Consider the following 26,930-nt stretch of genomic DNA (forward strand, 5'->3'; position numbering starts at 1 on the left):
CCGGCATCCACTCCCCACCCACCCCCACCCCCCTCAGGACCCATGTCCGAAACCCGAGCGTCACGTCGCTCCCGCAATGAACCCCAGCCCGTTCCCCCGACGGGATCCGCAGCCGTACCCGACGAGCGCCCCGCGCCGCCGACGTCGAGGCGGTCTCGCTCGGCGCCTGCCCCGCAGCGGCCGTCGACGTCATCCCGAGGCGAGGCCGGCGCTCGTCGTGCAGCGTCGGCACCGCCGCCGGCGGCGCCCGTACGCCGCACGGCCAAGCCCTCGCGACGGGCCACGGCGACGCCGTTCCCCGCGACGATCGCCGCGCTCGACGAGCTCGCCGCAGCCGGGGCCAAGGTCGCGGTGCGGATCGTGGACCTCGACCGTGGCACCGTCATCCTCGCCGGGGACGACACCACGACGCTGCCCATCGCCGGGCTCGGTGTCGTCCCGCTGCTGATCGAGGTGGCAACGGAGTTCGAGCGGGGGTCGCTGCGTCCCTACGAGATCATCGACAGGACGACGCTCGAGCCGGTGGAGACCGGCGGCGTGTGGCAGCACCTGAAGGCGCCGGCCCTTCCGCTCGTCGATCTCGCCGTGCTCGCCGCCGCGACGGGCGACGCCGTCGCGACGAATGCGCTGATCGACCGGGTCGGACTGCCGGCCGTGCGTGCCCGCATCGAGTCGATGGGACTGCTGCGATCGGCGCTGCTCGACCGGTTCCGCGACCATCGCGGACCCGATGACGCCCCGCACTTCGCGCTCGGCTCGGCCGAGGATCTGGCCTCGATGTTCGCGGCCCTCGTGAACTCCGAGGCGATCTCTGCGGGCGTCAGCGCTCAGGTCGCCGAGTGGCTGAGCCTCAACCATGACCTGTCGCTCGTCGCATCCGCCACCGGGCTCGACCCGTTCGCCCACGAGAACGACGACCACGGCCTGCTCTTCATCAACAAGACCGGCCGCGATGACGGTGTGCGCGTCGAGGCGGGCGTGCTCGCCGGACCGCGTGCCGGCGTCTCGTACGCCCTCATCGTCTGCTTCGACGACCTGTCGATCATGCACCGGCTCCGCGCGCACGGCGTCTTCCGCGCGCTCGGCGTTGAGCTGATGGAGTACGTGTACTAGAACACGATGGTGTGGTTGCCGTGCCGGATGACCCGGTCCTCGGCGTGCCACAGCACCGCACGTGAGAGGACTTGGCGCTCGACGTCCGCGCCGCGCCGCGCCAGCTCGGACGCCGAGTCGGCGTGCGTGACGCGGACCGTGTCCTGCTCGATGATCGGACCCTCGTCGAGGTCGCTCGTCACATAGTGCGACGTCGCGCCGATGAGCTTCACACCGCGCTCCTTCGCCTTGCGATACGGCTCGGCCCCGATGAACGCGGGCAGGAACGAGTGATGGATGTTGATGACCGGAACGCCGACCCGCTCGAGGAACTCCGGGGACAGGATCTGCATGTAGCGCGCGAGCACGACGAAGTCGACGTTGCCGGCGAGAAGATCCAGGATGCGGGCCTCCGACGCGCTCTTGTCGGGTCCGGGTGTCGACGGCACGTGGAAGAACGGCACGCCGAACGACCGCACGTCCTCCGCCGCCGTCGTGTGGTTCGAGATCACCATCGGGATCGAGACCGGCAGGTCGCCGCGGCGGTGGCGCCACAGGAGGTCGAGCAGGCAGTGGTCCTGCTTCGACGCGAGGATCGCCATCCTCTTCGGCGTCGACTGGTCGGTGAGCGACCACTGCAGGTCGAACCCGTTGCCGAGCGTGCTCTCGAGGTCCGATTCGATGTCGGGCAGCGCGGCGGCGAGATCGGGCCGGTGGAACACGACGCGCTGGAAGTAAGCGCCGCCCGTCGGGTCGTCCGAGTACTGGTCGAATGCGACGATGTTGCCCCGGTTGCGGGTGATGAGCGCCGACACGGCGGCGACGATGCCCGGCTGATCCTTCCCGTGCACGATCAGGCAGGCGTGGTCGGGGCGGAGGGTGGGCGCAGCCATGCATCGATTCTGCCCCACGCCGTCGGCATCCCCACTTGGGGGCGGCGGCGCAGCGCGGGCACAGCTCTGCGAGCTCGCGGTCAGGACGGTGTCAGCGCTGAAGGCTCCGGGGATTCCGTGCGCTCGAGGAACAGCGCGACCGCATCACGCGAGCGGGTGAGGCAGGCCACGCGCTCCTCGAGCACGGCGAGCTCCGTGACGAGCTCCTGGCGCAGGTCCGCCGTGCAGACGGCAGGCGTCTGGAGCGCGCACTGCCGCTCGATCTCGAGCACGACCTTCGCCATTCGCGTCGAGAGGCCCGATTGGATGAGCCCGCGGACACGGCGCGCCCGGTCGACATCGTCCTCGCCGTACGCCCGACAGCCGTTGGTCGTCCGCGTCGGTGAGATGAGCTCCTGATCCGCTGCGCTGCGCTGCGCGCGCTGGCCAGCGCCGCGATCATCGTCCTCTTCAACATCGGCATCGCGGGCGGTTCGTGGATCGGTGGACTGCTCTCCGAGCACGCCGGGCCGAGCATGAACCCGGCGGTGTCGTCTGCCGCCGTGCTGCTGGCAGCGCTCGCGACGGCCCTCGCCGCCGTCCTGGCCTCGCGCCGACGCGCTCGCACCGAAGCGCTCGCACAGACGAGAGCACGCCCCCGCCCTCGCTGAGCACTCCCGGACGGGCAGGAGAGAGCCCCGTCGAGGCTGAGCGTGGGCAGAATGGCCCCATGCTGACCGACGACGAAGTGGCAGAGCTCGCGGCACTGCGTGCGCGGGCATTCGGGCCGGACGCCGACCTCTCTGACGATCCCGCCGGTCTCGCCCGGCTCCACGAGCTGGAGGAGCGCGCCCGGACGGACGCGGCCGATTCCGCCCCGGCGTCGCCCGTCGCCGAGGTCGCAGACGCGGGCCTCGCAGTGGAGCCGACGGCGTCGGCCGCATCCATCGCCGAGCCGGCACCCGCCGAGTCGGCGCCCCTCGCTGGCTCCGCATCGCCGGATGAACCGGCGGTTCATGCCGAGGCCGCTGCCGCCGCGGCCGCTCCACCTGTCGTCAAGGCCGTCGCCTCCCGTCGAGCCTGGAGTCGTCGCGCCGTTCTGCTGGTCGGGGTTCCGGTGGTCGCGGTGGCGGTCGCGGTCGGAGCAGGCGTGGGCGCCGCGATCGCCGCGCCGACGGCCCGCGCGACACCCTCGCCGAACACGACGCTCGCCGCCGGGTACGTGGCGAGCTTCCGGTCGATCAGCGAGATGCACACGTGGGACGTCGGCTCACCGCGCCTGCTCGCAGACCTCAGCGGGACCCTCGTATGGGACGGCACCACGGGCGACGGCACGGTGACCTGCGTCGTCGTCGACGACGCGTCACAGCTGCCGCTGAGCGCGTGCCAGGCGACCGACGCGCTGACGACCGGTGGCGTCGGGGTGAGCGTCGCCGATCCTCGGACCCAGGCCACGCGCACCTATGTGGCGTGGCCGAACGGTGCGCCGCAGGTCACCTATCACAGCGACGATCCGAACCCGTCGCCGTAGCTGCGGCGACGCGTCAGCGCGCGGCAGGACGCGGTGCGGAGGCGGCGCCCCCGCGTCCGCGGCTTCCTCGGCGACGGCTCGCCGGGGCGCCGCCGTCCGTGTGCTTCGGCGCGCCGTTGCTCACGGCGCCGGCGCGCGGCGCGTGGCTCCTCTGCGCACCGGCGGCGGAAGTGGTGGTCGAGCGACCGCCGGTCTCCGAGCGTCGGGCTCCGCCCTTGGCTGCGGCGTCGCGCGATCCGCTCCGCCCCGCGCTGCTGCCGGCAGGCTTCCGCTGTGCTGTCGAGGGCTGCGCCGACATGACCGGCTTGACGGTGGGAGCGAGGTCGCCGACGAGCGCCGACACGGCCGGAGCATCCGGCGTCACGGCCTCGAGCGGCACCGAAATCTGGGCCTTCTTGAGCAGATCGGACACATCGCGGCGCTGCGCATCCAGGGCGACCGTGACGACGGTGCCCTCCGCGCCCGCGCGGGCGGTGCGCCCGGAGCGGTGAAGGTACGCCTTGTGCTCCATCGGCGGGTCGACGTGAACGACCAGCTCGACGTCGTCGACGTGCACACCGCGTGCGGCGACATCCGTCGCGACGAGCACACGCACGCCGCCCGCGTCGGGCGAGGCGCTGAACGCGGCGAGATTGCGCTCGCGCGCGTTCTGGCCGAGATTGCCGTGCAGGTCGACGGCGGGGATGCCCGCGGCCGTCAGCTGCTTCGCCAGCTTCTTGGCCTGGTGCTTGGTCCGCGTGAAGAGGATGCGGCGCCCGCGACCGCCGGCGAGGTGGCGGACGAGCTCGGTCTTGTCATCGGTGGACGGCACGACGAAGACGCGGTGGGTCATGACACCCTGCGGGACACTCGACTCGTCGACCTCGTGGAGCACCTCATCCTGAAGGAATCGGCGGACGAGCGTGTCGACTCCGCGGTCGAGGGTGGCGCTGAACAGCATGCGCTGCCCGCCCTGGGGCGTCGCGGCGAGGATGCGGGTCACCCCGGGCAGGAAGCCGAGGTCGGCCATGTGGTCGGCCTCGTCGAGCACCGTGATCTCGACGCGGTCGAGCCGCACGACGCCCTGCTTCATGAGGTCTTCGAGACGGCCGGGGCACGCCACGACGATGTCGACGCCTGCGCGCAGCGCCTGCTCCTGCGGCCTCTGGCTCACGCCGCCGAACACGGTCGTCACGGTGAGGCCGGAGGCATCCGCCAGCGGCTTGATGGTCGCGGCGATCTGGGTCGCGAGCTCGCGCGTCGGAGCGAGCACGAGGCCGCGCGGGCGGCCCGAGGTGCGGGCTGCCGCGCCGGCGCCGGACAGGCGTGCGACGAGGGGCAGGGAGAACGCGATGGTCTTGCCGCTGCCGGTGCGGCCGCGGCCGAGCACGTCGCGGCCGGCGAGAGCGTCGGGCAGCGTGTCGCGCTGGATGGGGAAGGGCTCGGTCTTGCCGGAGGCAGTGAGAACGTTGGCGAGGCGTGCGGGCACGCCGAGGTCGAGGAAGGAAGGCATGAAGTGCTTTCTGAGATCGCCGCGGATGCGCGGCGGGAATGGCGGTTGCGGGGAACCCCGCAGGACATCGCCGATCGAAAAGAGACGCGGCCTGAGGCCGGGAAGCGTGACGTCGACGCAAGCGGGCGCTCGGGCGCGCCGCCGCCTCAACCGTAGCAGGCCAAGCTGGGCGACCGATGCGCGCCGCCCCGCCGTATCGTGGCATCGTGCGCGACGCAGAAGCTCTCGACATCCGTCCGCTCGACACCGTCGAGAGCGTCTTCGCCGCCTCCGACGTGCTGTCGCAGGTGTGGGGCGGCGACCGTACCGGCATGCCGGCCAACCTGCTGCGCGCGCTCGCGCACTCGGGCAACTACGCCTTCGGCGTGTACGACGCCGACCGCATGGTCGGTGCATCCGTGGCCTTCTTCGGGCCGCCCGCCGACGCGGTGCTGCACTCGCATATCACGGGCCTGCTGCCGGAATATCGCGGCCACGGCGCCGGGCGGGCGCTCAAGCTGCATCAGCGCGCGTGGGCGCTCGAGCGCGGCATTTCCCGCATCACATGGACGTTCGATCCGCTGGTTGCACGCAACGCGCACTTCAACCTGCAGACACTCGGGGCGCGTGTCGTCGAGTACCTCGTCGACCACTACGGGCGGATGGATGACGGTGTCAACCGCGGCGACCAGTCCGATCGACTGCTCGTCTCATGGGAGCTGACAGCGCCTCCCACGGAGAGGGGCGAGATGGTCGCGTCGGTCGCGGTGCCGCGCGACATCGAGGCGGTGCGGTCCGCGTCGGCGACGGATGCCGCGGCCTGGCGCGTGCGCGTCCGCGACGAGATGCAGGCCCGCCTGGCCCAGGGGCTCGTGGTCGGCGGCTTCGACGACGAACGGGGCTACCTGTTCGTCCAGCCGTGACGGGGCACCGCTGCTCTCGCAAGGGTGTTACCGAAACGTGATGCGGAACGCGTCATAAGGAGCGGCATCCCGACTCTCTCCCTGTGAAGGCAACACACGGAGGGAGACGCCATGACCCGCACCATCACCGCACTGTCACGCTCGCTGCAGGACTGGAGCCGGCGCCACCACCGCCCGCGCCGCCGCTCGACGTACGTGCCGCTCGTGAGCGTGCGTCCGCGCCGCGCGTAGCCCCCGCACGGCGGGCCGGCCCTAGCCTGGGTCCCATGCCCACCGCTGCGCTGGCCCCGGTCACCCTCGACGGCTTCGAGCTGCGGGTGCTGCACATCCCGCTCGTGTCGCCGTTCACGACGTCGTTCGGCACGGCCACCGTCCGCGAGGTGATCGTCGTCCGCGCGCTCACGCCCGACGGCGACGGCTGGGGCGAGGTCGTCACGCAGTACGACCCGTCGTACTCCAGCGAGTACACGCACGGGGCGTGGGATGTCGCGCAGCGCTTCCTCATCCCGGCGCTGCTGGAGCGGCGCATCCTCTCGCCCGCCGACGTGGCCGACGTGCTCGAGCCCGTCAAGGGGCACCGGATGCCGAAGGCCGGCCTCGAGCTGGCGGTCCTGGATGCGGCGCTGCGGCGCGACGGCACGCCCCTCGGTGCACACCTCGGAGCGGTGCGCGACCGCGTGCCCGCCGGCGTCTCGGTCGGAATCCAGCGCGATCCGTCAGCGCTCGTCGACGTGGTGCGCGGCTACCTCGACGAGGGATACGTGCGCATCAAGATCAAGATCAAGCCCGGGCGCGATGTCGGCGACACGGCCGCAGTCCGCGACGCGTTCGGCGCGATCCCGCTGCAGGTCGACGCGAACTCGGCGTACACGCTGGCGGATGCCGACACCCTCGCCGAGCTCGACCGCTTCGACCTGCTGCTCATCGAGCAGCCGCTGCAGGACGACGACCTCGTCGACCACGCGACGCTCGCCCGTGCACTGAGGACCCCGGTGTGTCTGGACGAGTCGATCGTCTCGGCGAAGGCCGCGCGCGACGCTCTCGCCCTCGGCTCGTGCAGCATCATCAACATCAAGGCGGGCCGTGTCGGCGGCTATCTCGAGGCGGTCCGCATCCACGATCTGGCTCAGGATGCCGGCATCCCGGTGTGGTGCGGCGGGATGCTCGAGACCGGCATCGGGCGAGCCGCGAACGCGGCGCTCGCGGCTCTTCCCGGGTTCACGCTGCCCGGAGACGTGTCGGCATCCTCGCGGTTCTACGCCCGCGACATCGTCACCGAGCCCGCGGTGCTCGAGGACGGGCACGTCCGCGTGCCGACCGGACCGGGCCTCGGCATCGACATCGATCCCGTCGCCCTCGAGGACTTCACGGTCGAGTGGGCCGTCATCCGCCGCTGAGTCCTAGGGTGGCGGCATGACCACCGTCGCTCCCGACGATCCCGCTGCGGCGCGCGGGATCGGCCGTCGCGTGCAGTCCGACATCTACCGCGCGGGCATCTCCGGTGCGCGCCCGACCGTGCCGGTGCATCCCGACGCGCTCGAGAAGGCGGCCCGCTCGGCTCTCAGCGCAGAGGCCTTCGCGTACATCGCGGGCGGTGCCGGCGCAGGGCGGACGATGGATGCCAACCGGGCGGCGTTCGCCCGCCGCCAGGTGTGGCCACGGCCCCTGCGCGACGTGTCGAGCCGCGACCTCTCCACGACGTTCCTCGGCAGGACGCGCCCGACGCCGCTGCTGCTCGCTCCGCTCGGGGTCATGGAGCTGGCGCACACGGAGGCCGACCTGGCGGTCGCGCGGGCCGCGGCATCCCTCGGCATCCCGTACGTGATGAGCAACCAGGCCTCGTTCCCGATGGAGCAGGTCGCCGAGGTCGCGGGACCCCGACTGTTCCAGCTGTACTGGTCGTCGTCCGACGAGCTCAACGCGTCGCTGCTGCGGCGGGCGGAGGCATCCGGATGCGAGGCGGTCGTCGTGACCCTCGACACCCATCTGCTCGGCTGGCGCACCCACGACCTGGATCTGGCCTACCTGCCGTTCACGCGCGGTCTCGGCATCGCGCAGTACACGAGCGACCCGGTGTTCCAGCAGCTGGTGCGCGAGCGCGCCCGGGCGTCGGCCGGCATGCCGGCGCCGAGCGTGCGGATGACGCCCAAGACCGTGGCCGCCGGCGTCTCGATGGCGCGCAAGACGACGGCCATCACGGGCGCCGGGTTGCGGGAGGGCCTCCGATCTCCGCTGCCGCGTGCCGCGGTGGAGACCTTCCTCGACGTCTTCTCGACGCCGGCACTGACGTGGGACGACCTGGCCAAGGCGCGCGAGTGGACGTCGCTGCCGATCCTGCTGAAGGGCATCGTGCACCCCGACGACGCGGCGCGGGCGATGGATGCCGGTCTCGACGGCGTCTGGGTGTCGAACCACGGTGGGCGGCAGATCGACGACTCCGTGCCGACGCTCGACGTGCTCGAGGAGATCGTCGACCGGGTCGACGGCCGCGCCCCGGTCGTCTTCGACTCCGGCGTCCGCGGGGGAGCCGATGCCTTCATCGCCCTCGCGATGGGCGCGACCGTGGTCGCGATCGGCCGACCGTACGCGTACGGTCTCGCCGTCGCCGGTGAGGACGGCGTGCGGGAGGTCATGCGGCACATCCTCGCGGAGCTCGACATCACGCTCGGCCTGTCCGGCCACACCGCGATCGCCGAGGTCACCCGCGACGCGATCCGTGAAGTCCCCTGACCTTTCTCCCGAGCCCGCACTCATCTCGCGAGCCCGCATCCGTTCCGCGTGATCCGAGTGCGGGCTGGGGAACCGCGTGCGGGTTCGCGGGTCGGGCGACCGTGAGCGTCAGCGGGGGCCGGTGTAGCGTCCGTGCGGCCGGAGGCGCAGGGGCCGCTCCTCGTACTCCCGTTGCGCGTGAGCGATCCAGCCGGCGGAGCGGGCCACGGCGAAGACGAGGGCTCCCGCATCATGCGGCAGGTCCGCGGCGACCGCCAGTGCGCCCAGTGCGAGGTCGATGTTCGGCTGCAGCCGTGTCGACCGCATCGCGTGCCGCAGGTCGTCGACGGCGGCGAGCACGGCCTCACCCTCCGCCAGCGGCTCGATGAACCGGAGCAGGCACGCGGCGCGGGCGTCGATGCCCTCGTAGAGCGGCTGCCCGAACCCCGGAACCCGTCGCCCGAGGGTCTGGAGCTGGGCGCGGATCGCGAGCTCCGCCGGCGCACCCGCCACGACGCGGTCGATCAGCTGGGCCGCCGCGACGCTCGCCGTGCCGTGCAGCGGCGAGTCGAAGGCGCCGAGCGCCGCGGTCACGACCGCGTATCCCGAGGCTCGGGCCGACGCGGCGATGCGCCCTGCGAAGGTCGAGACCGCGAGGTCGTGGTCGATCGACAGCACCATCGCCGCGTTCAGGGCCGCCCACTCCTCGGACGACGGTGCCCGTCCGGACAGCGCAGACCACAGCGCATCGGGAATGGATGACGCATCCCCCGCGCCGCCCGCGGGCCCGAGCGCTCGCGGCAGCCCCGCGACGATCGCCTCGCCGACGCGGGGGAGCGCGGACGCGTCGACGTCGTCGCGCAGCGGGTCCGCGATGGCGAGGCCGCGGATGGCGACGACCGCACGGTCGATCCAGGATGCCGTCGCCGGCAGATGCGCCACGAGGGTGCGCGCCGCGTCCACCGTCTCGTCGGCCACGCCGAGCCGGCGGTCCGCGTCCAGCGACTCGCCCCACAGCCACGCGGCCACCGCGTCGAAGGGATACTCGCGGGTGAGGTCGGCGACCGGCATCCCGCGCAGATACAGCTCGTCGTCCTCGATCAGCGCGATGTCGGTGTCGAGCACCATGAGCGGCGCTCCGCCTGCCGCCGTCGCGGCGGCCGGGGCGCGCCGCGCTCGCTGCGCGGCGAACGCCTCGATCTCCAGCGGGTCGAACGTCGAGCCGTTCGCATCCCGCACACGGGTGATCCAGCCGCGGGAGACATACGCGTACAGCGACTGCGGCTTCACGCCGAGGCGCGAAGCCGCCTGAGCGGCGGTCAGGCGTGGGGTGTCCGCATCCATGTTGATCCAATCAACGTTGACCAACGCTTGATCAACTCTCACACTGTACTCATTCGTCCTCCCTCTCGCTGACTTGCCCTAGATGCACGCGACGCGCCGGAGTGTCGCGTGCATCTAGGGCAATTCAGGGAGTGCGGAGAAATGAGGGCGACAAAGGAGTGACGACATGGACGGCATGCAGATCGACGTCCCGCGCGGACTCGCGGGCGTCGTCGTCGCGGACACCGCGATCAGCGAGGTCAACGGCAGCGAGGGGTGGTACCAGTACCGGGGGCACTCCGCGATCGAGCTCGCCCGGCACGCGACGCTCGAGGAGGTCTGGCACCTCTTCCTCCACGGAGAGCTTCCGGATGCTGCGCAGGCCCGGGCCTTCGGCGCCGACCTGGCGGCCCCTCAGCCGATCGCCGAGGCCATCGCCCGGACCCTCAGCGCGGACCATCCCGACGTGCTGCACGGGGTGAAGGCCGCCTGGCCGCTGCTCGCCTCGCGGCTCGGGATGCGCCCCGCCTACGACCTCACCCCCGGCGAGCGCCGCGCCGACGCGTTCACCCTGACCGCGGCCCTCCCGGCGCTGCTCACCGCCCTCCACGGGTCGACCGCCGCCACGCCGCTCGACCGCGGCGTCGTCGCGAACTACCTGCACCGGCTCACCGGTCGCGTGCCCACGCGGGCGGAAGAGCGCGCCCTCACCGCCTACCTCATCGCGGTCGTCGATCACGGGCTCAACGCGTCCACCTTCGCGGCGCGCGTCATCGCGTCGACCGGAGCGGATGTCGCGTCGGCGCTCGCGGGCGGCCTCGGCGCGCTCTCCGGCCCGCTGCACGGCGGGGCGCCGTCGCGCGTGCTCGACGCCCTCGATCAGATCGACGGGCCGGACGACATCGCGGGGTGGATCCGCCGCGAACTCGCCGCCGGTCGCCGCCTCATGGGTTTCGGGCACGCCGTCTACCGCACGACCGATCCGCGGTCGGAGCTGCTCAAGGGGATCGCCGTCGACCTCGGCGGCGAGCGCGTCGCGCTCGCCCTGCGCTTCGAGCGCGAGGCCGAGCGGATCCTCGCCGAGGCCAAGCCCGGGCGCGGCCTGCACGCGAACGTCGAGTTCTACGCATCCGTCGTCCTGGAGCGCGTCGGCGTGCCGCGCGAGATGTTCACGCCGACGTTCGCCCTGGCGCGTTCGATCGGCTGGTCGGCGCACATCCTCGAGCAGGCGGCGGACCCCAAGATCATCCGACCGGCCGCGCGTTATGTGGGGCCGCCGCTGCGCACGCCGACGGCGGCCTGACGCGCGTCGCCGGCATCCCCTATCCTGTCGGCATGGCGACCCCTCCTCCTCCGCCGGCCTACGGTACCGGCGCACCGCAGCCCCTGAATCCGTCCGACGAGAAGCTCTGGGCCACCCTGATCCAGGTCGGGGGACTCCTGTTCGGATTCCTCGCCCCTCTGATCGGCTACCTGATCCTCAAGGACCGCGGGCCGTTCGTCCGCGCCTACTCGGCGACGGCCCTCAACTTCCAGCTCACCCTGCTCATCGCGTACATCGTGGGGGGAGTCCTCACGGTCGTGCTGGTCGGGTTCTTCATCCTCGCGGCCGCGGGGATCCTGAACATCGTGTTCTCGATCATCGCCGCAGTGAAGGCGAACCAGGGCGAGTGGTACACCTACCCGCTCACCATCCCGTTCGTGAAGTAGGGCTCCGTCCGGTCGGGCGGGCGACACGCCCGTCGGTGAGAGCGGCGGCGACCGGCCGATAGAATCGACGGATGCCGCGGCATCCCGCGTGCGCCCTCTCACCCCCACCCGACCATTGGAGCCACCGTGGCCGAGCAGTCCCGCCTCGACAAAGTCATCGCCCTCGCGCGTCACCGCGGGTTCGTCTTCCAAGCGGGTGAGATCTACGGCGGATCGCGGTCGGCGTGGGACTACGGCCCCCTCGGGACCGAGCTGAAGGAGAACATCCGCCGCCAGTGGTGGCAGACGTTCGTGCGCGGCCGCGGCGACATGGTCGGCCTCGACTCGTCGGTCATCCTGCCCAAGCGGGTGTGGGAGGCCTCCGGTCACGTCGAGACCTTCACCGACCCGCTCGTGGAGTGCCTGCACTGCCACAAGCGCTTCCGTGCCGATAACCTGATCGAGGACTTCGAGGCGCGCAAGGGGCGCCCGGCCGAGAACGGGCTGCTGGATGTCCCGTGCCCGAACTGCGGCACGAAGGGGCAGTACACCGAGCCCAAGGCGTTCTCCGGTCTCATCAAGACCTACCTCGGCGTCGTCGACGACGAGTCCGGCCTGTACTTCCTGCGCCCCGAGACGGCGCAGGGCATCTTCGTGAACTTCTCCAACGTGCTCACGGCGAGCCGCAAGAAGCCGCCGTTCGGCATCGGCCAGGTGGGCAAGGCGTTCCGCAACGAGATCACCCCGGGCAACTTCATCTTCCGCACCCGCGAGTTCGAGCAGATGGAGATCGAGTACTTCGTGCCCCCGGCCGACGCGCAGGAGTGGTTCGAGCACTGGGTGGAGGAGTGCTGGAACTGGTTCATCGATCTCGGCATCGATCCCGCGCACATGCGGAGGTTCGAGGTTCCCGAGGAGGACCGCGCCCACTATTCGGACGGCACCATCGACATCGAGTACCGCTTCGGCTTCGCCGGCAAGGAGTGGGGCGAGCTCATGGGCATCGCCAACCGCACCGACTACGACCTCTCGTCGCACACCGATGCGTCCGGCCAGAGCCTCACCTACTTCGACCAGGCGTCGGGCGAGCGCTACATCCCGTACGTGATCGAGCCGTCGTTCGGCCTGACGCGATCGATGATGGCGTTCCTCGTCGACGCGTATCGCGAGGAGGAGGCGCCCAACGCCAAGGGCGGCACCGACACCCGCACGGTGCTCGGTCTCGACCCGCGCCTCGCGCCCGTGAAGGTCGCCGTCCTGCCGCTCAGCCGCAACGAGAACCTCTCGCCCCTCGCGCGCCAGGTCGCGGACGACTTGCGCGGCCGCTGGACCGTCGACTTCGACGACGCCGGCGCGATCGGTCGCCGCTACCGCCGCCAGGATGAGATCGGCACGCCGTTCTGCGTCACGGTCGACTTCGACTCGCTCGAGGACCGCGCCGTCACGGTCCGCGATCGCGACACGATGGCGCAGGAGCGCGTGCCGCTCGAAGGACTGCAGACGTTCCTCGCGGAGCGCCTCCGCGGCGCCTGATCCTCGTCGCCTCCGGCGGCCTACGCTGGTCGCATGAGGGATGCGGTCATCGTCGACGCCGTCCGCACGGCTGTCGGAAAGCGCAACGGCGCACTCGCGCAGCAGCACGCGGCGTCACTGTCGGGACACGTGCTGAAGGCACTCGCGGAGCGCACGGGTCTGGACCCGGCATCCGTCGACGACGTCGTGTGGGGATGCGTCGACCAGGCCGGCATGCAGACGGGCAGCGTCGGGCGGGCCGGCGTCCTCGCCGCGGGGTGGCCGGAGTCCGTGCCGTCGGTGACGGTCGACCGGCAGTGCGGATCGTCGCAGCAGGCCGTGCACCAGGCGGCCGCGGGCGTCATCAGCGGCCAGTACGACATCGCGGTCGCCGGCGGTGTGGAGATCATGAGCGCCGTGCCGCTCGGCGCACCGGTGTTCGACGGGCGCTTCGGCGAGCCCTTCGGGCCGAAGGTGTGGGAGCGCTACGACGGCATCCGCTTCGATCAGGGCATGGGCGCGCAGCTCATCGCCGACGAGTACCGGATCAGCCGCGAGGAGATGGATGCCTTCGGGCTCGAGTCGCACGTGCGGGCCACCGCCGCGATCGACGAGGGCCGCTTCGCCGGACAGATCACCCCCGTGGTGCTTCCGGACGGCACGGTGTTCGACACCGATCAGGGCGTTCGGCGCACCTCGAGCCTCGAGGCGCTTGCAGGGTTGAAGCCCGCGTTCCGTGAGGACGGTTCGATCACCGCGGGCAACGCCTCGCAGATCTCCGACGGCGCTGCGGCGCTGCTCGTCACGACGAGCGAGATCGCCGCGGCCAACGGCTGGACGCCGGTGGCCCGCATCCACACCGCCGTTCTGGTGGGAGTCGACCCGGTGACGATGCTCACGGGCCCGATCCCCGCCACGGCGAAGGCCCTCGCGAAGGCGGGCCTCGAGCTCGACGACATCGGGGTGTTCGAGATCAACGAGGCCTTCGCCTCCGTCACGCTCGCATGGCTGCGCGAGACCGGCGCCGATCCGGCGCTGCTCAACCCGCTGGGCGGAGCGATCGCGCTGGGGCACCCGCTCGGCGCGTCGGGTGCCCGCCTCATGACGACGCTCGTGCACCACATGAGCGCCGCCGGCATCCGCTACGGGCTGCAGTCGATGTGTGAGGGCGGCGGCATGGCGAATGCGACGATCCTCGAGCTGCTCTGATCTCACCTGGACGGCAACCGTCACGCTCGGGGAACGATCTCGCGCTGCGTGTTGCGCCGGGATGCGGGGGCCGCCAGGATGCTGTCATTTCATCGGCCGCCGGGAAGGTCAGCCATGACGTCGAACGATCGGCCGCGCCGCGTGCTCCGCGCCGGCGCTCTCGCCCTGGCCGCGCTTGCGTTCACCGTCGGGCTGACCGCCTGCGGGAGCGGGCTCTCGCTTCCGAACGGCTCGCCGACGGTCGCGCTGCCGACGGCGCTGCCGACGAGCATCCCGACGAGCATCCCCACGATCTCGCCGACCGCGACGCTGCCGACGCTGACACCACCGACGGCTCCGACGCCGACGCGCACGCCCATCGTTCCGACCGCTCAGCCGACCCCCACGCCGACTCCGACGCCCGAGCAGCCGCAGCCGACTCCGACGCCCACCACGAGCGCCGTCCCGCCGGTAGCGGTCGTGACGCCGACGCCCACCGAATCGGCCACCCCGACGCCCACCCCGACTCCGACGGTGACCCCCACCGCCACCCCCACGCCCACCGAGTCGGCGACGACCTCGCCGCCCATGGAGGGCGAGAACACCGCCGCCGACTCCCCGTGGCTGTGGTGGGTGCTCGCCCTCGTCATCGTCGCGGGCGGGACGACCGCGCTGGTGCTGGTCATCCGCGGCCGCAGGGCGAACGCCGCCGCGCCGACGAGCGCCGGTCCGCCCGACGCCGGCCCGCCGGACCCCGGTCCGCCCGACGCGCAGCCGTAGGTCCTCATCCGTCGCTTTCTGCCGCGCGAGGCGATGGGTCGTGACGGATGAGCCTCAAGCCGTCTTCGCCGCCGCCTTCATGGCGCGCTTGTGCTCGCGCACCTTGGTGAGCGACTCCGGCGAGACGATGTCGGCGACGCTGCGGAACGACCCCTCCTCGCCGTAGGGAGCCGACGCCTCGCGCCACCCCTCGCCCTCGAAGCCGCACTGCTTGCCGAGGAGGGCGAGGAAGATCTTCGCCTTCTGCTCGCCGAAGCCGGGCAGCTTCTTCAGCCGTTTCAGCACCTCGGGGCCCGAGGGCTCGTCCCGGGTCCAGATCGCGGATGCGTCGCCGCCCCAGTCATCCTGTACCGCAGCGCACAGCGACTGCACGCGGGCGGCCATCGATCCGGGGTAGCGGTGCACCGCCGGCGGCTGTCGGAAAGCCTCGACGAGCGCGTCCGGGTCGTAGGCCGCAAGGGTCGCCGCATCCACCGCGCCCACGCGCTCCTCGATCTTCAGCGGTCCCGAGAACGCCGTCTCCATCGCGACCTGCTGATCCAGCAGCATGCCGATCAGCAGCGCGAGCGGGTCGCGGGTCAGCAGATCGTCGGCGGCGGCATCGGCGGTGATGTGCAGGCTCATGCCCCCAGTGTCCCATTCGGCGAGTGCGAGGATGGAGGAGATGGCCACCGAACCTCCCCCCACCCCGTCCGGCCCCGCCGTGCAATCCGAGCTCGAGAGCATCGCGAAGCGTGCCCGCGAGACCCGTGTCGTCGTCGTCGGCGGCGGTATGGCGGGCCTCGTCGCGGCGTACGAGTGCGCGAAGGTCGGGCTGAGGGTGACCGTGCTCGAGGCATCCGACCGTCTCGGCGGGGTCGTGCGAGCGACGGATGTCGCGGGCCTCCGGCTCGACGCGGGAGCCGAGAGCTTCGCCACCCGCGGTGGACACGTGCGCGCCCTCATCGACGAACTCGGGCTCGGCGATCAGGTGGTCGCGCCCGCCACCGGCGGCGCGTGGGTGGCGGGACTCGGCGGGACGAAGGATGCGGCTCCCCTGCCCGGCGGCGGGGTGCTCGGCATCCCCGCCAATCCGTGGGCGCCGGAGGTCCGCCGCATCATCGGCACGAACGGCTCCTGGCGCGCGTACGTCGACCGCCTGCGTCCGCCGCTGACCATCGGTCACGAGCACAGTCTCGGCAAGCTCGTGCGCTCGCGCATGGGCGAGCTCGTCCTCCAGCGCCTCGTGGCCCCCGTGACGACGGGGGTGTACTCCGCGAGCCCGGACGAGATCGACGTCGACATCGCCGCCCCCGGGCTGAACGCCGCCCTCACTCGCGCGGGCTCCCTCTCCGGGGCCGTGGACCTCCTGCAGTCCGAACGCGCCGGTGCCGCCCCCGGCTCCGCCGTGGGTGGGCTCGACGGTGGGATGACGCGGCTCGTCGACGCTCTGGTCGCGCGTCTGCGCGACTTCGAGGTCGACCTGCGGACGCAGTCGCCGGCGGCGCGGATCGAGGTCGCCGACGACGGCTGGGTCGTGGTGACGGAACCGGCCGCCCTCGACGAGCCCGCTCTGCCGCTGCCGACGTCCGCCCTGCCGGTCGCGGAGTCGATGATCCCGCTCGCCGAGGGCGTCTCGGCATCCCTTCCTGCCGCGGCCGTCATCGTGGCGACCGACGAGGGCACGGCCCGTGCGCTCCTCGGACCCGTGGCTCCCGGGCTGACGGCGGAGGTCGGGCCGTCGCCCGTCGTCGAGATCGTCACGCTGGTCATCGCGGACGATCGCCTGGATGCCGCCCCCCGCGGCACCGGCGTGCTCACCGTCCCGGGTTCCCACACGGCGAAGGCGCTCACCCACTCGACGGCCAAGTGGGAGTGGGTCGCGCGGGCCGCCGGTCCCGGCGTCCACGCCATCCGGGTCTCGTTCGGAGCCCAGGGGGAGGAGCCGGCGACCGCCGGGCTCGACGACGCCGCAGCCGCCGAGCTCGCTCTCGGCGAGGCATCCGCGCTCCTCGGGATCCCGCTCGATTCTGCGTCCGTGCGCGGCGCGAGCAGGGCGCGGTTCGCGCAGTCGCAGCCGGCCGCGATCATCGGCCGGCCCGAGGTCGTCGCGGGGGCGCGCACCGCGATCGCCGCGATCCCCGGACTCGGCGCCGCCGGCGCGTGGCTCTCCGGCACGGGGCTCGCACAGGTCGTTCCGGATGCCCGCGCCGAGGCCGACCGCATCCGCGCCGCGCTTCTCTGGGAGTCACCGGCGGGCTCTTGAGAAGGGATGCCGGAATCGGAATATAGGGATACGCTGGACACCACGGCCCACGAAGACCAGGCGTGAGGAGGCCTCATGAGAGGCAAGGCAGGACTCGTCATCGGACTCGCCATCGGCTACGTGCTCGGCACGCGCGCCGGCCGCGAGAGGTACGAGCAGATCAAGGCGCAGGCGCTCAAGCTCTGGGAGCTCGAGCCCGTGCAGAACCAGGTCGACAAGGCCAAGGACTTCGGCAAGTCCGCAGCGATGGCCCTGCCCGTCGCCCTGTGGGACGGCGCCGTCAAGGTCACGAAGGCCGCGCAGAACAGGGGCACGGCCGGCGAGCGGCTCGACGCGGCCATGGCCGCGGGCAAAGGCACTGCCGACGACATCGCGAAGGCCGCCGAGACCTCGGCCGACGCCGTGAGCGCGGCGGCGGCCGACGCGGCGTCGAAGGCGAAGAAGTCGGCGGAGAGCGCTGCGAAGAAATCGTCCGACGGTGAGTGACACATGACGAGTCCGCGCGCGTCCCGTGATCGGGCGGATGACGGTCTCCTGACCCTGATCGGCGAGCTGCCGGAGCTCCTCCGCAACCTCGTCATCGCCGAGGTCAACGCCGCAAAGGTCTGGCTGCAGAAGACCGCCAAGGACGCGGGCGTCGGTGCGGGGTGGATGGCACTCGCGCTGTTCTTCCTGTTCTGGTCGATCCCCGTCTTCGACGCATTCCTCATCGCGGGGCTCTCGTCGTGGTGGCCCGTGTGGCTGTCCGCCCTCGTGGTGCTCGGGGTCACGCTGGTGCTCGTCGCGCTGTTCGCGCTGCTCGGCATCCTGCGCTTCCGCAAGCTGTCGCGGCGCGAGAATCCGGCGGAGTCGATCGCCACCGACGTCAAGATCGTGAAGGATGTGGCCGATGAGTTCTGACAAGCCTCTCCCGGCCACCGCGGTGCCCGCCGGGCTCACCGATCCGGTGGCGCAGGCGCGCGCGGAGCTCAAGGCCGCCCTCGCCGCCATCGAGGTGAAGGCCAATGTGCCGAGGCGGGTCGCCGAGGCGACCGAGCGGCGGGTCGTCGTCCTTCGGCGCATGGCCAGGCGCAACCCGGTCGGCGTGGCCGCCGCGGTCGTCGCGACCGCTGCCGTCGTCGGCGGCGCGGTGTGGGGCTTCGTCCGCCTGTACACGCGCTAAGGGGACGATCCGATAACGCCTCGGCCGGGGGGATGGTCCAGGCGGCGACCTCCCGGGGTATGCTCAAAAGCAAGGCAGTGGCAATGGTGCGGACGCTGCCGACGGCACGAACCCCGTTTCCTGCGCGATTGCGCGATCGGGAGAAGAGCCCGTCGGCTGCTCGAACGTGGGGCGGCTGACGTGTCACCACGAGAATCGACCCCCATGAACACAGCCCCCCATCCCTATACAGGCCCCGTCGACACGACGACACCGAAGCCGCTCGCCGGCTGGCGCGTGCTCGTGCCCCGCGGCGGCCCGTGGGGCGACGGGGTCGCGGCGTTCCTCCGTGCGCAGGGAGCCGTGCCGGTCGTCGCGCCGCTCATCGATTTCGCCCCGGCCCACGACGTCGCGCCGCTCGAGCAGGCGCTCGCCGACCTCGCCGACGGCAAGTTCGACTGGCTGACGCTCACGAGCGCCACCACGGTCGACGTGCTCTATGCCTACCGCGCGAAGATCCCTGCGACGACCAAGGTCGCGGCCGTGGGCGAGACGACCTCGGCGGCGCTGCAGGCCGCCGGCTACCGCGTCGACCTCGTGCCCGAGCGCGACAACTCCGCCGCCGGCATGGCCGATCAGCTGCTCGCCCTCGAGCCGGAGGCGCGTGACATCCTTACCCTCCGCAGTGAGATCGCGAAGCCTGTGCTCACCAAGCGCCTCCTCGACGCGGGGCATCGGGTCCGCAGCGTGGTCGCCTACCGTACGGTCGGCGTTCCGGTCACCGAGCGGATCATGCGGGACGTCGCATCCGGCCGCATCAACGCGATCCTCGTCACGAGCGGGTCCGTCGCACAGCAGGTGCACGATCAGTTCCCCGACCTGCCCGAAACGACCGTCGTCGCCGCGATCGGACCGCGTACGGCGAAGGATGCGCGCCGCATGGGCCTCGACGTGGACATCGTCGCCGAGACGCAGACCGTCGCCGCGCTCGTCGATGCCGTCTCGAAGCTCCCCCTGCCGCACGCCGTGGACGAGTTCCAGCCGTGAGCTTCCCCACCCACCGTCCGCGTCGGCTGCGGCAGTCTCCTGCTGTCCGCCGGCTCGCGCGCGAGACGCACCTCGCACCCTCGCAGCTCGTGCTGCCGATGTTCGTCCGCGAGGGACTCTCGCAGCCGCAGCCGATCGGCTCGATGCCCGGCGTCGTGCAGCACTCGCTGGATTCCCTGCGTCGCGCGGTGACGGATGCCGCGGCCTCCGGCATCGGCGGGGTCATGCTGTTCGGCGTGCCCGAGGTGCGCGACGCACAGGGCTCCGGCGCCGACGACCCGGACGGCATCCTCAACGTCGCGACCACCGCGGTCGTCGAGGAGGTCGGCGACGCTCTCGTCGTGCAGACCGACCTGTGCCTGGACGAGTTCACCGACCACGGACACTGCGGCGTCCTCGCCGCCGACGGGTCCGTCGACAACGACGCGACCCTCGAGCGCTACGGCGCGATGGGGCTTGCGCAGGCGCGGGCCGGCTCTCAGCTGCTCGGCCTGTCCGGCATGATGGACGGCCAGGTCGCGCACGTGCGCGCCGTGCTGGATGCCGAGGGCTTCCGCAACACGATGCTCCTCGCCTATTCGGCGAAGTACGCGGGGGCGTTCTACGGCCCGTTCCGCGAGGCCGTCGACTCGCAGCTGAAGGGCGACCGCCGCACGTACCAGCTCGACCCCGCCAACGGCCGCGAGGGCGTGCGCGAGGCGCTGATCGACGCCGACGAGGGCGCCGACATCGTCATGGTCAAACCTGCGCTGCCGTACCTCGACGTGCTGGCCGAGGTGCGCGCATCCGTCGACATCCCGGTGTGGGCGTACCAGGTGTCGGGGGAGTACGCGATGGTCGAGGCCGCCGCGGCTCACGGCTGGATCTCCCGCGAGCCCGCGATCCTCGAGAGCCTCCTGTCGATCCGGAGGGCCGGGGCCGACGCCATCCTGACCTACTGGGCGGTCGAGGCCGCCGGTCTGCTTGCCTGAGAGTGGTTCATGACCGATCGCAACGATGAGCTGTTCGACGAGGCGCGCCGCGTCATCCCGGGCGGCGTCAACTCGCCCGTCCGCGCCTACGGATCCGTCGGGGGCAGCCCGCGCTTCCTGGCCTCGGCCCGCGGACCGTACGTGACGGATGCGGCGGGCCGCGAGTACGTCGACCTCGTCGCCTCGTGGGGTCCCGCCCTGCTCGGGCACGCGCACCCCGAGGTCGTGGCGGCGGTGCAGGATGCCGCATCCCGCGGCCTGTCGTTCGGTGCGCCCACCGAGGGCGAGGTGGAACTCGCCGAGCTCATCGCCGGCCGCGTCTCCGTCGGCGATGCCCGTCCGGTCGACCGTGTGCGGCTCGTGTCGACGGGCACCGAGGCCACGATGACCGCGATCCGCCTGGCGCGCGGCTACACCGGCCGCGACCTTCTCATCAAGTTCGCGGGCCACTACCACGGCCACTCCGACGGCCTGCTCGCGGCCGCGGGCTCCGGCGTCGCGACCCTCGCGCTCCCCGGCTCGGCCGGCGTGCCCGCGCCCATCGCGGCGCAGACGCTCGTCCTGCCGTACAACGACCTGTCAGCGGTCGAGGAGGCCTTCGCGGTCCACGGCGACCGCATCGCCGCGATCATCGTCGAGGCGGCGGCCGCGAACATGGGCGTGGTTCCCCCGCTCGCCGGCTTCAACGCCGGTCTCGCGAACCTCGCGCACACGCACGGAGCGCTGCTCATCCTCGACGAGGTGCTCACCGGCTTCCGCGTGCACTCCGCGGGCTTCTGGGGGTTGCAGCGGGAGCTCGGCGAGACGTACACGCCCGACCTCTTCACGTTCGGCAAGGTCGTCGGCGGCGGGATGCCGCTCGCCGCGCTCGGCGGTCGTGCCGACGTCATGGACGCCCTCGCCCCGCTCGGCCCGGTCTACCAGGCCGGAACGCTGAGCGGCAACCCGCTGTCCGTCGCCGCCGGCCTCGCGACGCTGAGGCTCGCGACTCCCGAGGTGTACAAGCGGGTGGATGCCGCGGCATCCGCCCTGGCCGATGCCCTCGCCGGCGCGCTCGAGATCGCCGGAGTGGCGCACACGGTGCCGCGTGCCGGCTCGCTGTTCGGCGTCGCGTTCCGCGACGAGGTGCCCACGACGTACGCCGAGGCGCAGGATCAGCAATCCTGGCGCTACGCGCCGTTCTTCCACGCGATGCTCGACGCCGGGGTCTCGCTGCCGCCGAGCGTGTTCGAGGCGTGGTTCCTCACGGCCGCGCACGACGACGATGCCCTCGCCCGAGTCGTCGGCGCGCTGCCCACCGCGGCTCGCGCCGCGGCCGAGGCGCAGGCAGCGCGGTGACGCGGGTCGTCGTGCTCGCCGGCGGCGTCGGCGGGTCGAAGTTCACGCTCGGTGTCCGCGAGGCGCTCGGCCTCGACGCGGACACGACCGTGGTCGTCAACACCGGAGACGACCTGTGGCTCTCGGGCGTGCGTCTGCAGCCCGACGTCGACTCGATCGTGTACGCGCTCGCCGGTGTCAACGACACCCAGCGCGGCTGGGGCCGAGCCGGGGACACGGAGCGCGTCAACGAGGAGCTGCAGGCGTGGGGTGCGGGATGGCCGTGGTTCACGCTCGGTGATCTCGACCTCGGCACGCATCTGGCCCGCACGGGCTGGTTGCGCGAGGGGCTGACGCCCTCGCAGGTGCTCGCGCGGATGCAGCGGCGCTGGCCGCTCGGCGTGCGCCTGCTGCCGATGACCGACGCCGAGGTCGACACGCACGTCGTGCTGCGTGACGGGTCGCGGCTGCACTTCCAGGAGTGGTGGACGCGGCACCGCGCCGCCCTTGAACCGGTCGCATTCGAGAACCCCGGCATCAGCGAGGCCGTGGCCGCGCCGGGAGTCATCGAGGCGATCGCGGAAGCCGACGTCGTCCTGCTCGCGCCCTCGAACCCGGTCGTCTCGATCGGCCCGATCCTCACCGTGCCCGGCGTGCGCGAAGCCCTGCAGGCCACGAAGGCCAAGGTCGTCGGCGTCTCGGGCATCATCGGCGGACGCGTCGTCCGCGGCATGGCCGACGTCTGCCTGACCGCGATCGGCGTGGAGACCCGTGCCGACGCCGTGGCCGCCCACTACGGCGCCCGCTCCGCGGGCGGCATCCTCGATGCGTGGCTGATCGCGGAGGAGGACGCATCCCTCGCCCCCGCCGTGGACGCGCTCGGAATCCGTGCGGTGGTCGCCCCGCTCTGGATGACGGATGCCGCGGCCTCAGCCGCGATCGTGCGCGCCGCGCTCGACGCCTGAGCCCTCCTGGCGGAGCGTCAGTGAGGAGCTTCAGGCAGACGTAAGATCGCTCTCATGCCTGAATCAGCGACGACGTCGTCGCGCCTGCCCACCTCGGCCGTGGCGCGCTATGCGATCGGCTCCCTCGGCACAGGCGGCTTCGCCACGCTGCCTGGGCTCGTCCTCGTCTTCTATCTGACCGACACGCTCGGCGTCGCCGCGTGGGCGGCGGGCATCGCCGTCTCGGCGGCCAAGATCTGGGACGTGCTGATCGATCCGGTCATCGGCGGCTTCTCCGACACCGACCTGCATCGCACCGGATCGCGCCGCCGCGTCATGGTCGTCGGTGCGATCGCCCTACCGGTCTTCTTCCTGCTGACCTTCGCCGTGCCGGCGGGGGTATCGCCCGTCGTCGCGGGGCTGTGGGTGGCGATCGCCTTCATCCTCGCCTCCACCTCGTTCAGCCTGTTCCAGGTGCCGTACATCGCGCTGCCCGCGGAGCTGTCGAGCCGCTACGACCAGCGCACCCGCCTTCTCACGACGCGTGTGGCCGTGCTGAGCGTCGCGATCCTGCTGTTCGGCGCCGGCGGGCCGATCCTCCGCGGCATCGGCAACGCGTACACGGGGTACCTCGTCATGGCGCTCGTCGCCGGACTCGTGATCGCCGCCGGCATGCTCATCGCAACGACGGTGGCTCCGAAGGGGGTGCCGCAGCCGGATGCGCCCGCGGTCCCCGTCTCCGACGGATACCGCGAAGGCCTCGCCGCACTGCGCCGCAGCGCGCCGTTCCGGGCGCTGCTCGGCACCTTCGTGCTGCAGGCGCTCGCGACGGGCATGATGCTCGCCGCCGCGAACTACGTCGCCGTCTGGGTCATGCACTCGAGTGACGCTCTGACGTTCCTCTTCGTCGCGCTCATCGGCCCCGCCATCCTGTTCTCCCCGATCTGGAACTGGATCTCGCGGCGGGCCGGCAAGGAGCGCTCGTATGTCGCGGCATCCATCGCCTTCACCATCGCCGCCGCGTCGCTGACCGCGGCGATCTGGTCGCCCGGCGCGTGGATGTACGTCTCCGTCGCGGTCGCCGGCGCGGCGTACGCGGGGATGCAGGCGCTGCCGATGGCGATGCTCCCCGACGTCATCTCGCACGACGCCCGCGTGCACGGCACGGCCAAGGCCGGCGTGTTCGGCGGCATGTGGACGGCCGGTGAGACGACCGGCATGGCACTGGGCGCCGCGGCACTGACCGTCGTCCTCACGGTGACGGGCTACATCCAGACGACCGCCGGCCACAGCGTGCAGCAGCCGACGGGCGCCGTCGACGGCATCGCCGCCGCCTTCGGCCTCATCCCCGCAGCGCTCACGCTCCTGAGCCTGCTGTTCCTCTCCCGCTATCGCCTGCGCCGCAGCGACATCGACGGCACTGACGTCGCCCAGCCCGAGGAGGCCGTCGCATGACGCACACCGCCGAGATCGCCGATGTCATCGCCCGGCTCGAGGCCCTGCGGGCTCTCGACGCGCCCACGCACGGCGGTCGCCTGCTGTCCTACGTCTACGACTCCGGCCGTCCGGAGCTCGACGAGGTCGCCGCCGCCGCGGTCCGCGCGATGCAGCCCGTGAACGGGCTCGACCCGACGACGTTCCGCTCGGTCGCCGTCATCGAGCGCGAGCTCGTCGACTTCGCGCGCGCCGTCTTCCACGCGGACCACGAGGTGGTCGGAACGGCGACCTCCGGCGGCACGGAGAGCTGCCTCCTGGCCGTCAAGACGGCCCGCGACGCGTGGCGCGCGCGGGGCGGACGAGGGATGCCGCGGCTCGTCGCCCCCACCACCGTGCACGCCGCATTCCGCAAGGCGGCGGCGCTGTTCGACCTGGAGCTCGACCTCGTGCCCGTCGATCCCGCGACCGGGCGCCCCGAGGTCGCCGATGTGGTGACCCGACTCGGCTCCGACGTCGCCCTCGTCGTCATGAGCGCGCCGTCGTACCCCTACGCGACGCTCGACCCGATCCCCGAGGTCGCCGCCGCCGCGCTCGAGGCGGGCGTGGACCTGCATGTGGACGCATGCATCGGCGGATTCGCCCTCGCGTTCTGGCCCGAGCACGCCGCGGGTGCGCCCGCGACCGCGTGGGACTTCGCGGTGCCCGGCGTCACGAGCCTGTCGGCCGACCTGCACAAGTACGGGTATGCGCCGAAGGGCGTCTCGGTGCTGCTGCAGCGCGGCCGCGACCGGCAGCGGCACCAGTGGTTCGCCACGAGCGCCTGGCCCGGCTACCCGGTCGTCAACCCGACCCTCCTCGGCTCCCGGTCGGCGGGTCCCCTGGCCGCGGCGTGGGCCATCGCGTCGGTGCTCGGCGTCGACGGCTTCCGCGAGCTCACAGCCTCGATGGCCGCCTCGACACAGGCGATCGTGGATGCCGTGCACGCCATCGACGGTCTCACCGTCGTCGGACGGCCGACCGGGCCGATGGTGGCGCTCGCGGTCGATGCCTCCGTCCCCGCGGAGCGCCGTGTCGACCCGCATCTGTGGGCCGACGAGATGCGGGTGCACGGATTCGTGGTGCAGCTGCAGCCGGCATCCCTCCAGCCCGACGGGACGATGCTGCCGTCGACGGCCCACCTCACGATCACGCCCGTCACGGAGCGCGTCGTCGACGACCTCGTCGTCGCGGCCGCCGCGGCCGCAGACGCCGTGCGCGGGATGCCGCACCTCGACGGCACCGCCCTGGCGGCCGGCCTCCTGGGCGAGTGGGCCCACGCGCCCGGAGGCTCCGGGCAGCGCGCCAGCGCTGTCGGGAGTGGGCGTGGGGACGGTCTCGTCGGGACGATGGATTCGAACACGGCGGTCGCGATCCTGGGTGCTGCGGGCCTCCTCGACCCGTCGGGCCTCGGTCCGCTCGCGCCGGTGCTCTCACTCGTCGAGGCGCTGCCGCCCGCGCTGGTCGAGCGGCTGCTGATCGAGCTGCTCGCCGCAGGCCTCGAACGCTAGAACGCACCGGTCGCCGGGCTGCAGGAGCTCGACGACCGGTGGGTTCCCCCCGTCAGTTCGCGACGATGCCCTCGCCGCCGGCAGCTCCCGGAACCAGTACCGATCCGATGGCTGTCAGTGATCCGTCTGATCCGACGCGGAACTCGTCGACCATGCCGGCGAGGCCCGTCTGCACGTACAGGTACCGGCCGTCCGAGCTCACGGCGGCGTCGACGGTGCCGGCATCCGTGTGGGACAGCCCGACGCTCGTGAGCGATCCGCCGGTGCCGATCCGATAGCCGCTGAGCGTGCCGGAGCCGGCGTTCGACGCGTAGACGAAGGAGCCGTCCACGACGATCCAGCAGGTCGCCGCCTGTCCGGTCGCGGCGACCGCGAGCTGCGTCAGCCGGCCGTCCGCGCCGACGTGGAAGGTCGCGACGGAGTTCGTGGCCGCCTCACTGGCGACGACGTCACCGGCCGCGTCGAACTGGAACCCGAAGGGAACGGCGCCCGGGACCGCCGTCACGACCGGAGCGGCGGAGAGCCCCCGGTGGTCGGTCAGGAACACGTCGAACGAGCTGGTGTTGCCCTTCGTCGAGACGATGAGCTTCGAGCCGTCCGGGGTGAAGGCGATCTGCGCCGGGGTGTGGGTGAACTCGGGCGTCGCGTTCGGGTCGAGCCCGAGGTCGCGGTGCCAGGACGGGACGGCGAGCAGGTGGCCGCCGATGTTGAGGTATCCCTGCACCGAGCCGCCGGCGCGGGCGTTCAGCACGAACACGCGGTTGTCGTGGGCGGTGATGCTCACGGGCGTCTGCCCGTAGGAGCCCACGATCTCCCGGCCGGTCAGCCTGCTGCCCCGGATGGAGAACGAGGTGATCGTGTTGCTGCCGCCGTTCACGGCGAAGAGCGATCCGCCCCCGCGGGCGAGGCTGCTCTGCGACGCGAGGTGGTCGACGACCGAGCCGGCCAGCTGCACGCCGTTGCCGCCCGTCGCGTAGGTGCCGGCCTGCTGCAGCGTCCCGTCCGCGAGCCGGTCGTAGGCGACGACGGCGTTGCCCGACAGGCCGTCGGTCTGCACGAACACCGCGCCGACCGGGTCCTGCCCGGTGGACGCGTTCGCCGCGCCCGAGCCGAGCAGCGCGGTGGCGACCGCGGCGGCAGCCGCGACACCGGCCGCCGAGAGCTTGAGTGAGAGTCTCATGAGGGGTCCTT

General features: G+C 72.1%; 26 protein-coding genes. 20 read left to right on the forward strand and 6 right to left on the reverse strand.

From position 1 onward, the window contains the following. Positions 1-42 precede the first annotated feature (42 nt). Complete coding sequence (locus AC0NZN_RS07670) at positions 43-1,113, forward strand: serine hydrolase (protein WP_474591693.1); 1,071 nt, start codon at positions 43-45, stop codon at positions 1,111-1,113. On the opposite strand, the gene purU is transcribed toward AC0NZN_RS07670, so the two are convergent. Both purU and AC0NZN_RS07680 read right to left on the reverse strand, forming a co-directional pair. Further along, the gene (gene purU, locus AC0NZN_RS07675) at positions 1,110-1,985 is read right to left on the reverse strand and encodes a formyltetrahydrofolate deformylase (protein ID WP_474591694.1); all 876 of its coding nucleotides are present in this window, start codon (positions 1,983-1,985) and stop codon (positions 1,110-1,112) included. The two genes, AC0NZN_RS07670 and purU, sit on opposite strands and share 4 nt — an antisense overlap. Positions 1,986-2,065: 80 nt before the next feature. Continuing rightward, positions 2,066-2,488 (reverse strand): MerR family transcriptional regulator, encoded by a 423-nt coding sequence (locus tag AC0NZN_RS07680; protein ID WP_474591695.1) that lies wholly within the window; start codon positions 2,486-2,488, stop codon positions 2,066-2,068. A 206-nt stretch (positions 2,489-2,694) separates the two neighbouring features. On the opposite strand from AC0NZN_RS07680, the gene AC0NZN_RS07685 reads away from it, so the two are divergent. Continuing rightward, positions 2,695-3,495 carry a hypothetical protein gene (locus AC0NZN_RS07685; protein WP_474591696.1) on the forward strand — a complete coding sequence of 267 codons (801 nt, stop codon included), beginning with the start codon at positions 2,695-2,697 and terminating at the stop codon, positions 3,493-3,495. 13 nt (positions 3,496-3,508) lie between these two features. On the opposite strand, the gene AC0NZN_RS07690 is transcribed toward AC0NZN_RS07685, so the two are convergent. Next, entirely contained in the window at positions 3,509-4,987 is a 1,479-nt protein-coding gene (locus AC0NZN_RS07690) for a DEAD/DEAH box helicase (protein WP_474591697.1), read from the reverse strand. Positions 4,988-5,163: 176 nt separating this feature from the next. Between AC0NZN_RS07690 and AC0NZN_RS07695 the strand changes: the two genes are divergently transcribed. From AC0NZN_RS07695 to AC0NZN_RS07705, 3 genes are all read left to right on the forward strand, one after another. Beyond that, positions 5,164-5,889: a GNAT family N-acetyltransferase gene (locus AC0NZN_RS07695; protein ID WP_474591698.1), complete on the forward strand. Its 726-nt coding sequence runs from the start codon at positions 5,164-5,166 to the stop codon at positions 5,887-5,889. Positions 5,890-6,155: 266 nt separating this feature from the next. Further along, the gene (gene menC / locus AC0NZN_RS07700; protein ID WP_474591699.1) at positions 6,156-7,286 is read left to right on the forward strand and encodes an o-succinylbenzoate synthase; all 1,131 of its coding nucleotides are present in this window, start codon (positions 6,156-6,158) and stop codon (positions 7,284-7,286) included. A gap of 16 nt (positions 7,287-7,302) precedes the next feature. After that, a complete protein-coding gene (locus AC0NZN_RS07705) occupies positions 7,303-8,619 on the forward strand; it encodes an alpha-hydroxy-acid oxidizing protein (RefSeq protein WP_474591700.1) in 1,317 nt (438 codons plus the stop codon). Between the two features lie 108 nt (positions 8,620-8,727). Here the strand turns inward: AC0NZN_RS07705 and AC0NZN_RS07710 are convergent, their stop codons facing one another. Next, the gene (locus AC0NZN_RS07710; RefSeq protein ID WP_474591701.1) at positions 8,728-9,942 is read right to left on the reverse strand and encodes a citrate/2-methylcitrate synthase; all 1,215 of its coding nucleotides are present in this window, start codon (positions 9,940-9,942) and stop codon (positions 8,728-8,730) included. 166 nt (positions 9,943-10,108) lie between these two features. On the opposite strand from AC0NZN_RS07710, the gene AC0NZN_RS07715 reads away from it, so the two are divergent. The 5 genes from AC0NZN_RS07715 (at position 10,109) to AC0NZN_RS07735 (ending at position 15,090) form a co-directional block, all read left to right on the forward strand. Then, complete coding sequence (locus tag AC0NZN_RS07715; RefSeq protein WP_474591702.1) at positions 10,109-11,224, forward strand: citrate/2-methylcitrate synthase; 1,116 nt, start codon at positions 10,109-10,111, stop codon at positions 11,222-11,224. Positions 11,225-11,256: 32 nt separating this feature from the next. Then, positions 11,257-11,631 (forward strand): DUF4870 domain-containing protein, encoded by a 375-nt coding sequence (locus AC0NZN_RS07720; protein WP_474591703.1) that lies wholly within the window; start codon positions 11,257-11,259, stop codon positions 11,629-11,631. 126 nt (positions 11,632-11,757) lie between these two features. Further along, on the forward strand, positions 11,758-13,143 hold the full coding sequence (locus tag AC0NZN_RS07725) for a glycine--tRNA ligase (protein WP_474591704.1): 1,386 nt from the start codon (positions 11,758-11,760) through the stop codon (positions 13,141-13,143). Between the two features lie 33 nt (positions 13,144-13,176). Then, positions 13,177-14,331, forward strand: a complete 1,155-nt coding sequence (locus AC0NZN_RS07730; RefSeq protein WP_474591705.1) for a thiolase family protein — start codon at positions 13,177-13,179, stop codon at positions 14,329-14,331. A gap of 114 nt (positions 14,332-14,445) precedes the next feature. Next, on the forward strand, positions 14,446-15,090 hold the full coding sequence (locus tag AC0NZN_RS07735; RefSeq protein ID WP_474591706.1) for a hypothetical protein: 645 nt from the start codon (positions 14,446-14,448) through the stop codon (positions 15,088-15,090). 54 nt (positions 15,091-15,144) lie between these two features. Here AC0NZN_RS07735 and AC0NZN_RS07740 read toward each other — a convergent pair whose 3' ends face one another. Next, positions 15,145-15,714, reverse strand: coding sequence for an HhH-GPD-type base excision DNA repair protein (locus tag AC0NZN_RS07740; RefSeq protein WP_474591707.1), 570 nt, complete (start codon positions 15,712-15,714; stop codon positions 15,145-15,147). Positions 15,715-15,754: 40 nt separating this feature from the next. Here AC0NZN_RS07740 and AC0NZN_RS07745 point away from each other — a divergent pair, with 40 nt between their 5' ends. From AC0NZN_RS07745 to AC0NZN_RS07790, 10 genes are all read left to right on the forward strand, one after another. Then, positions 15,755-17,335: a protoporphyrinogen/coproporphyrinogen oxidase gene (locus AC0NZN_RS07745; protein WP_474591708.1), complete on the forward strand. Its 1,581-nt coding sequence runs from the start codon at positions 15,755-15,757 to the stop codon at positions 17,333-17,335. Between the two features lie 75 nt (positions 17,336-17,410). After that, on the forward strand, positions 17,411-17,821 hold the full coding sequence (locus tag AC0NZN_RS07750) for a hypothetical protein (RefSeq protein WP_474591709.1): 411 nt from the start codon (positions 17,411-17,413) through the stop codon (positions 17,819-17,821). 3 nt (positions 17,822-17,824) lie between these two features. Further along, entirely contained in the window at positions 17,825-18,235 is a 411-nt protein-coding gene (locus tag AC0NZN_RS07755; RefSeq protein WP_474591710.1) for a phage holin family protein, read from the forward strand. After that, entirely contained in the window at positions 18,225-18,497 is a 273-nt protein-coding gene (locus AC0NZN_RS07760) for a hypothetical protein (RefSeq protein WP_474591711.1), read from the forward strand. Before AC0NZN_RS07755 ends, AC0NZN_RS07760 begins: the two co-directional genes overlap by 11 nt. 204 nt (positions 18,498-18,701) lie before the next feature. Beyond that, positions 18,702-19,523, forward strand: a complete 822-nt coding sequence (locus AC0NZN_RS07765) for a uroporphyrinogen-III synthase (protein WP_474591712.1) — start codon at positions 18,702-18,704, stop codon at positions 19,521-19,523. Beyond that, on the forward strand, positions 19,520-20,494 hold the full coding sequence (hemB, locus tag AC0NZN_RS07770) for a porphobilinogen synthase (protein ID WP_474591713.1): 975 nt from the start codon (positions 19,520-19,522) through the stop codon (positions 20,492-20,494). The genes AC0NZN_RS07765 and hemB overlap by 4 nt, the downstream gene beginning before the upstream one ends. 9 nt (positions 20,495-20,503) lie before the next feature. Then, the gene (gene hemL, locus AC0NZN_RS07775; protein WP_474591714.1) at positions 20,504-21,832 is read left to right on the forward strand and encodes a glutamate-1-semialdehyde 2,1-aminomutase; all 1,329 of its coding nucleotides are present in this window, start codon (positions 20,504-20,506) and stop codon (positions 21,830-21,832) included. Further along, the gene (cofD, locus tag AC0NZN_RS07780) at positions 21,829-22,776 is read left to right on the forward strand and encodes a 2-phospho-L-lactate transferase (RefSeq protein ID WP_474591715.1); all 948 of its coding nucleotides are present in this window, start codon (positions 21,829-21,831) and stop codon (positions 22,774-22,776) included. The genes hemL and cofD overlap by 4 nt, the downstream gene beginning before the upstream one ends. A gap of 54 nt (positions 22,777-22,830) precedes the next feature. Next, positions 22,831-24,210: an MFS transporter gene (locus tag AC0NZN_RS07785; protein ID WP_474591716.1), complete on the forward strand. Its 1,380-nt coding sequence runs from the start codon at positions 22,831-22,833 to the stop codon at positions 24,208-24,210. Continuing rightward, positions 24,207-25,739: a pyridoxal phosphate-dependent decarboxylase family protein gene (locus AC0NZN_RS07790; protein WP_474591717.1), complete on the forward strand. Its 1,533-nt coding sequence runs from the start codon at positions 24,207-24,209 to the stop codon at positions 25,737-25,739. The genes AC0NZN_RS07785 and AC0NZN_RS07790 overlap by 4 nt, the downstream gene beginning before the upstream one ends. A 52-nt stretch (positions 25,740-25,791) precedes the next feature. Here AC0NZN_RS07790 and AC0NZN_RS07795 read toward each other — a convergent pair whose 3' ends face one another. After that, complete coding sequence (locus AC0NZN_RS07795; protein ID WP_474591718.1) at positions 25,792-26,919, reverse strand: lactonase family protein; 1,128 nt, start codon at positions 26,917-26,919, stop codon at positions 25,792-25,794. Between the last annotated feature and the right edge of the window lie 11 nt (positions 26,920-26,930).

The sequence above is a fragment of the Microbacterium sp. sgz311019 genome (assembly GCF_056135325.1).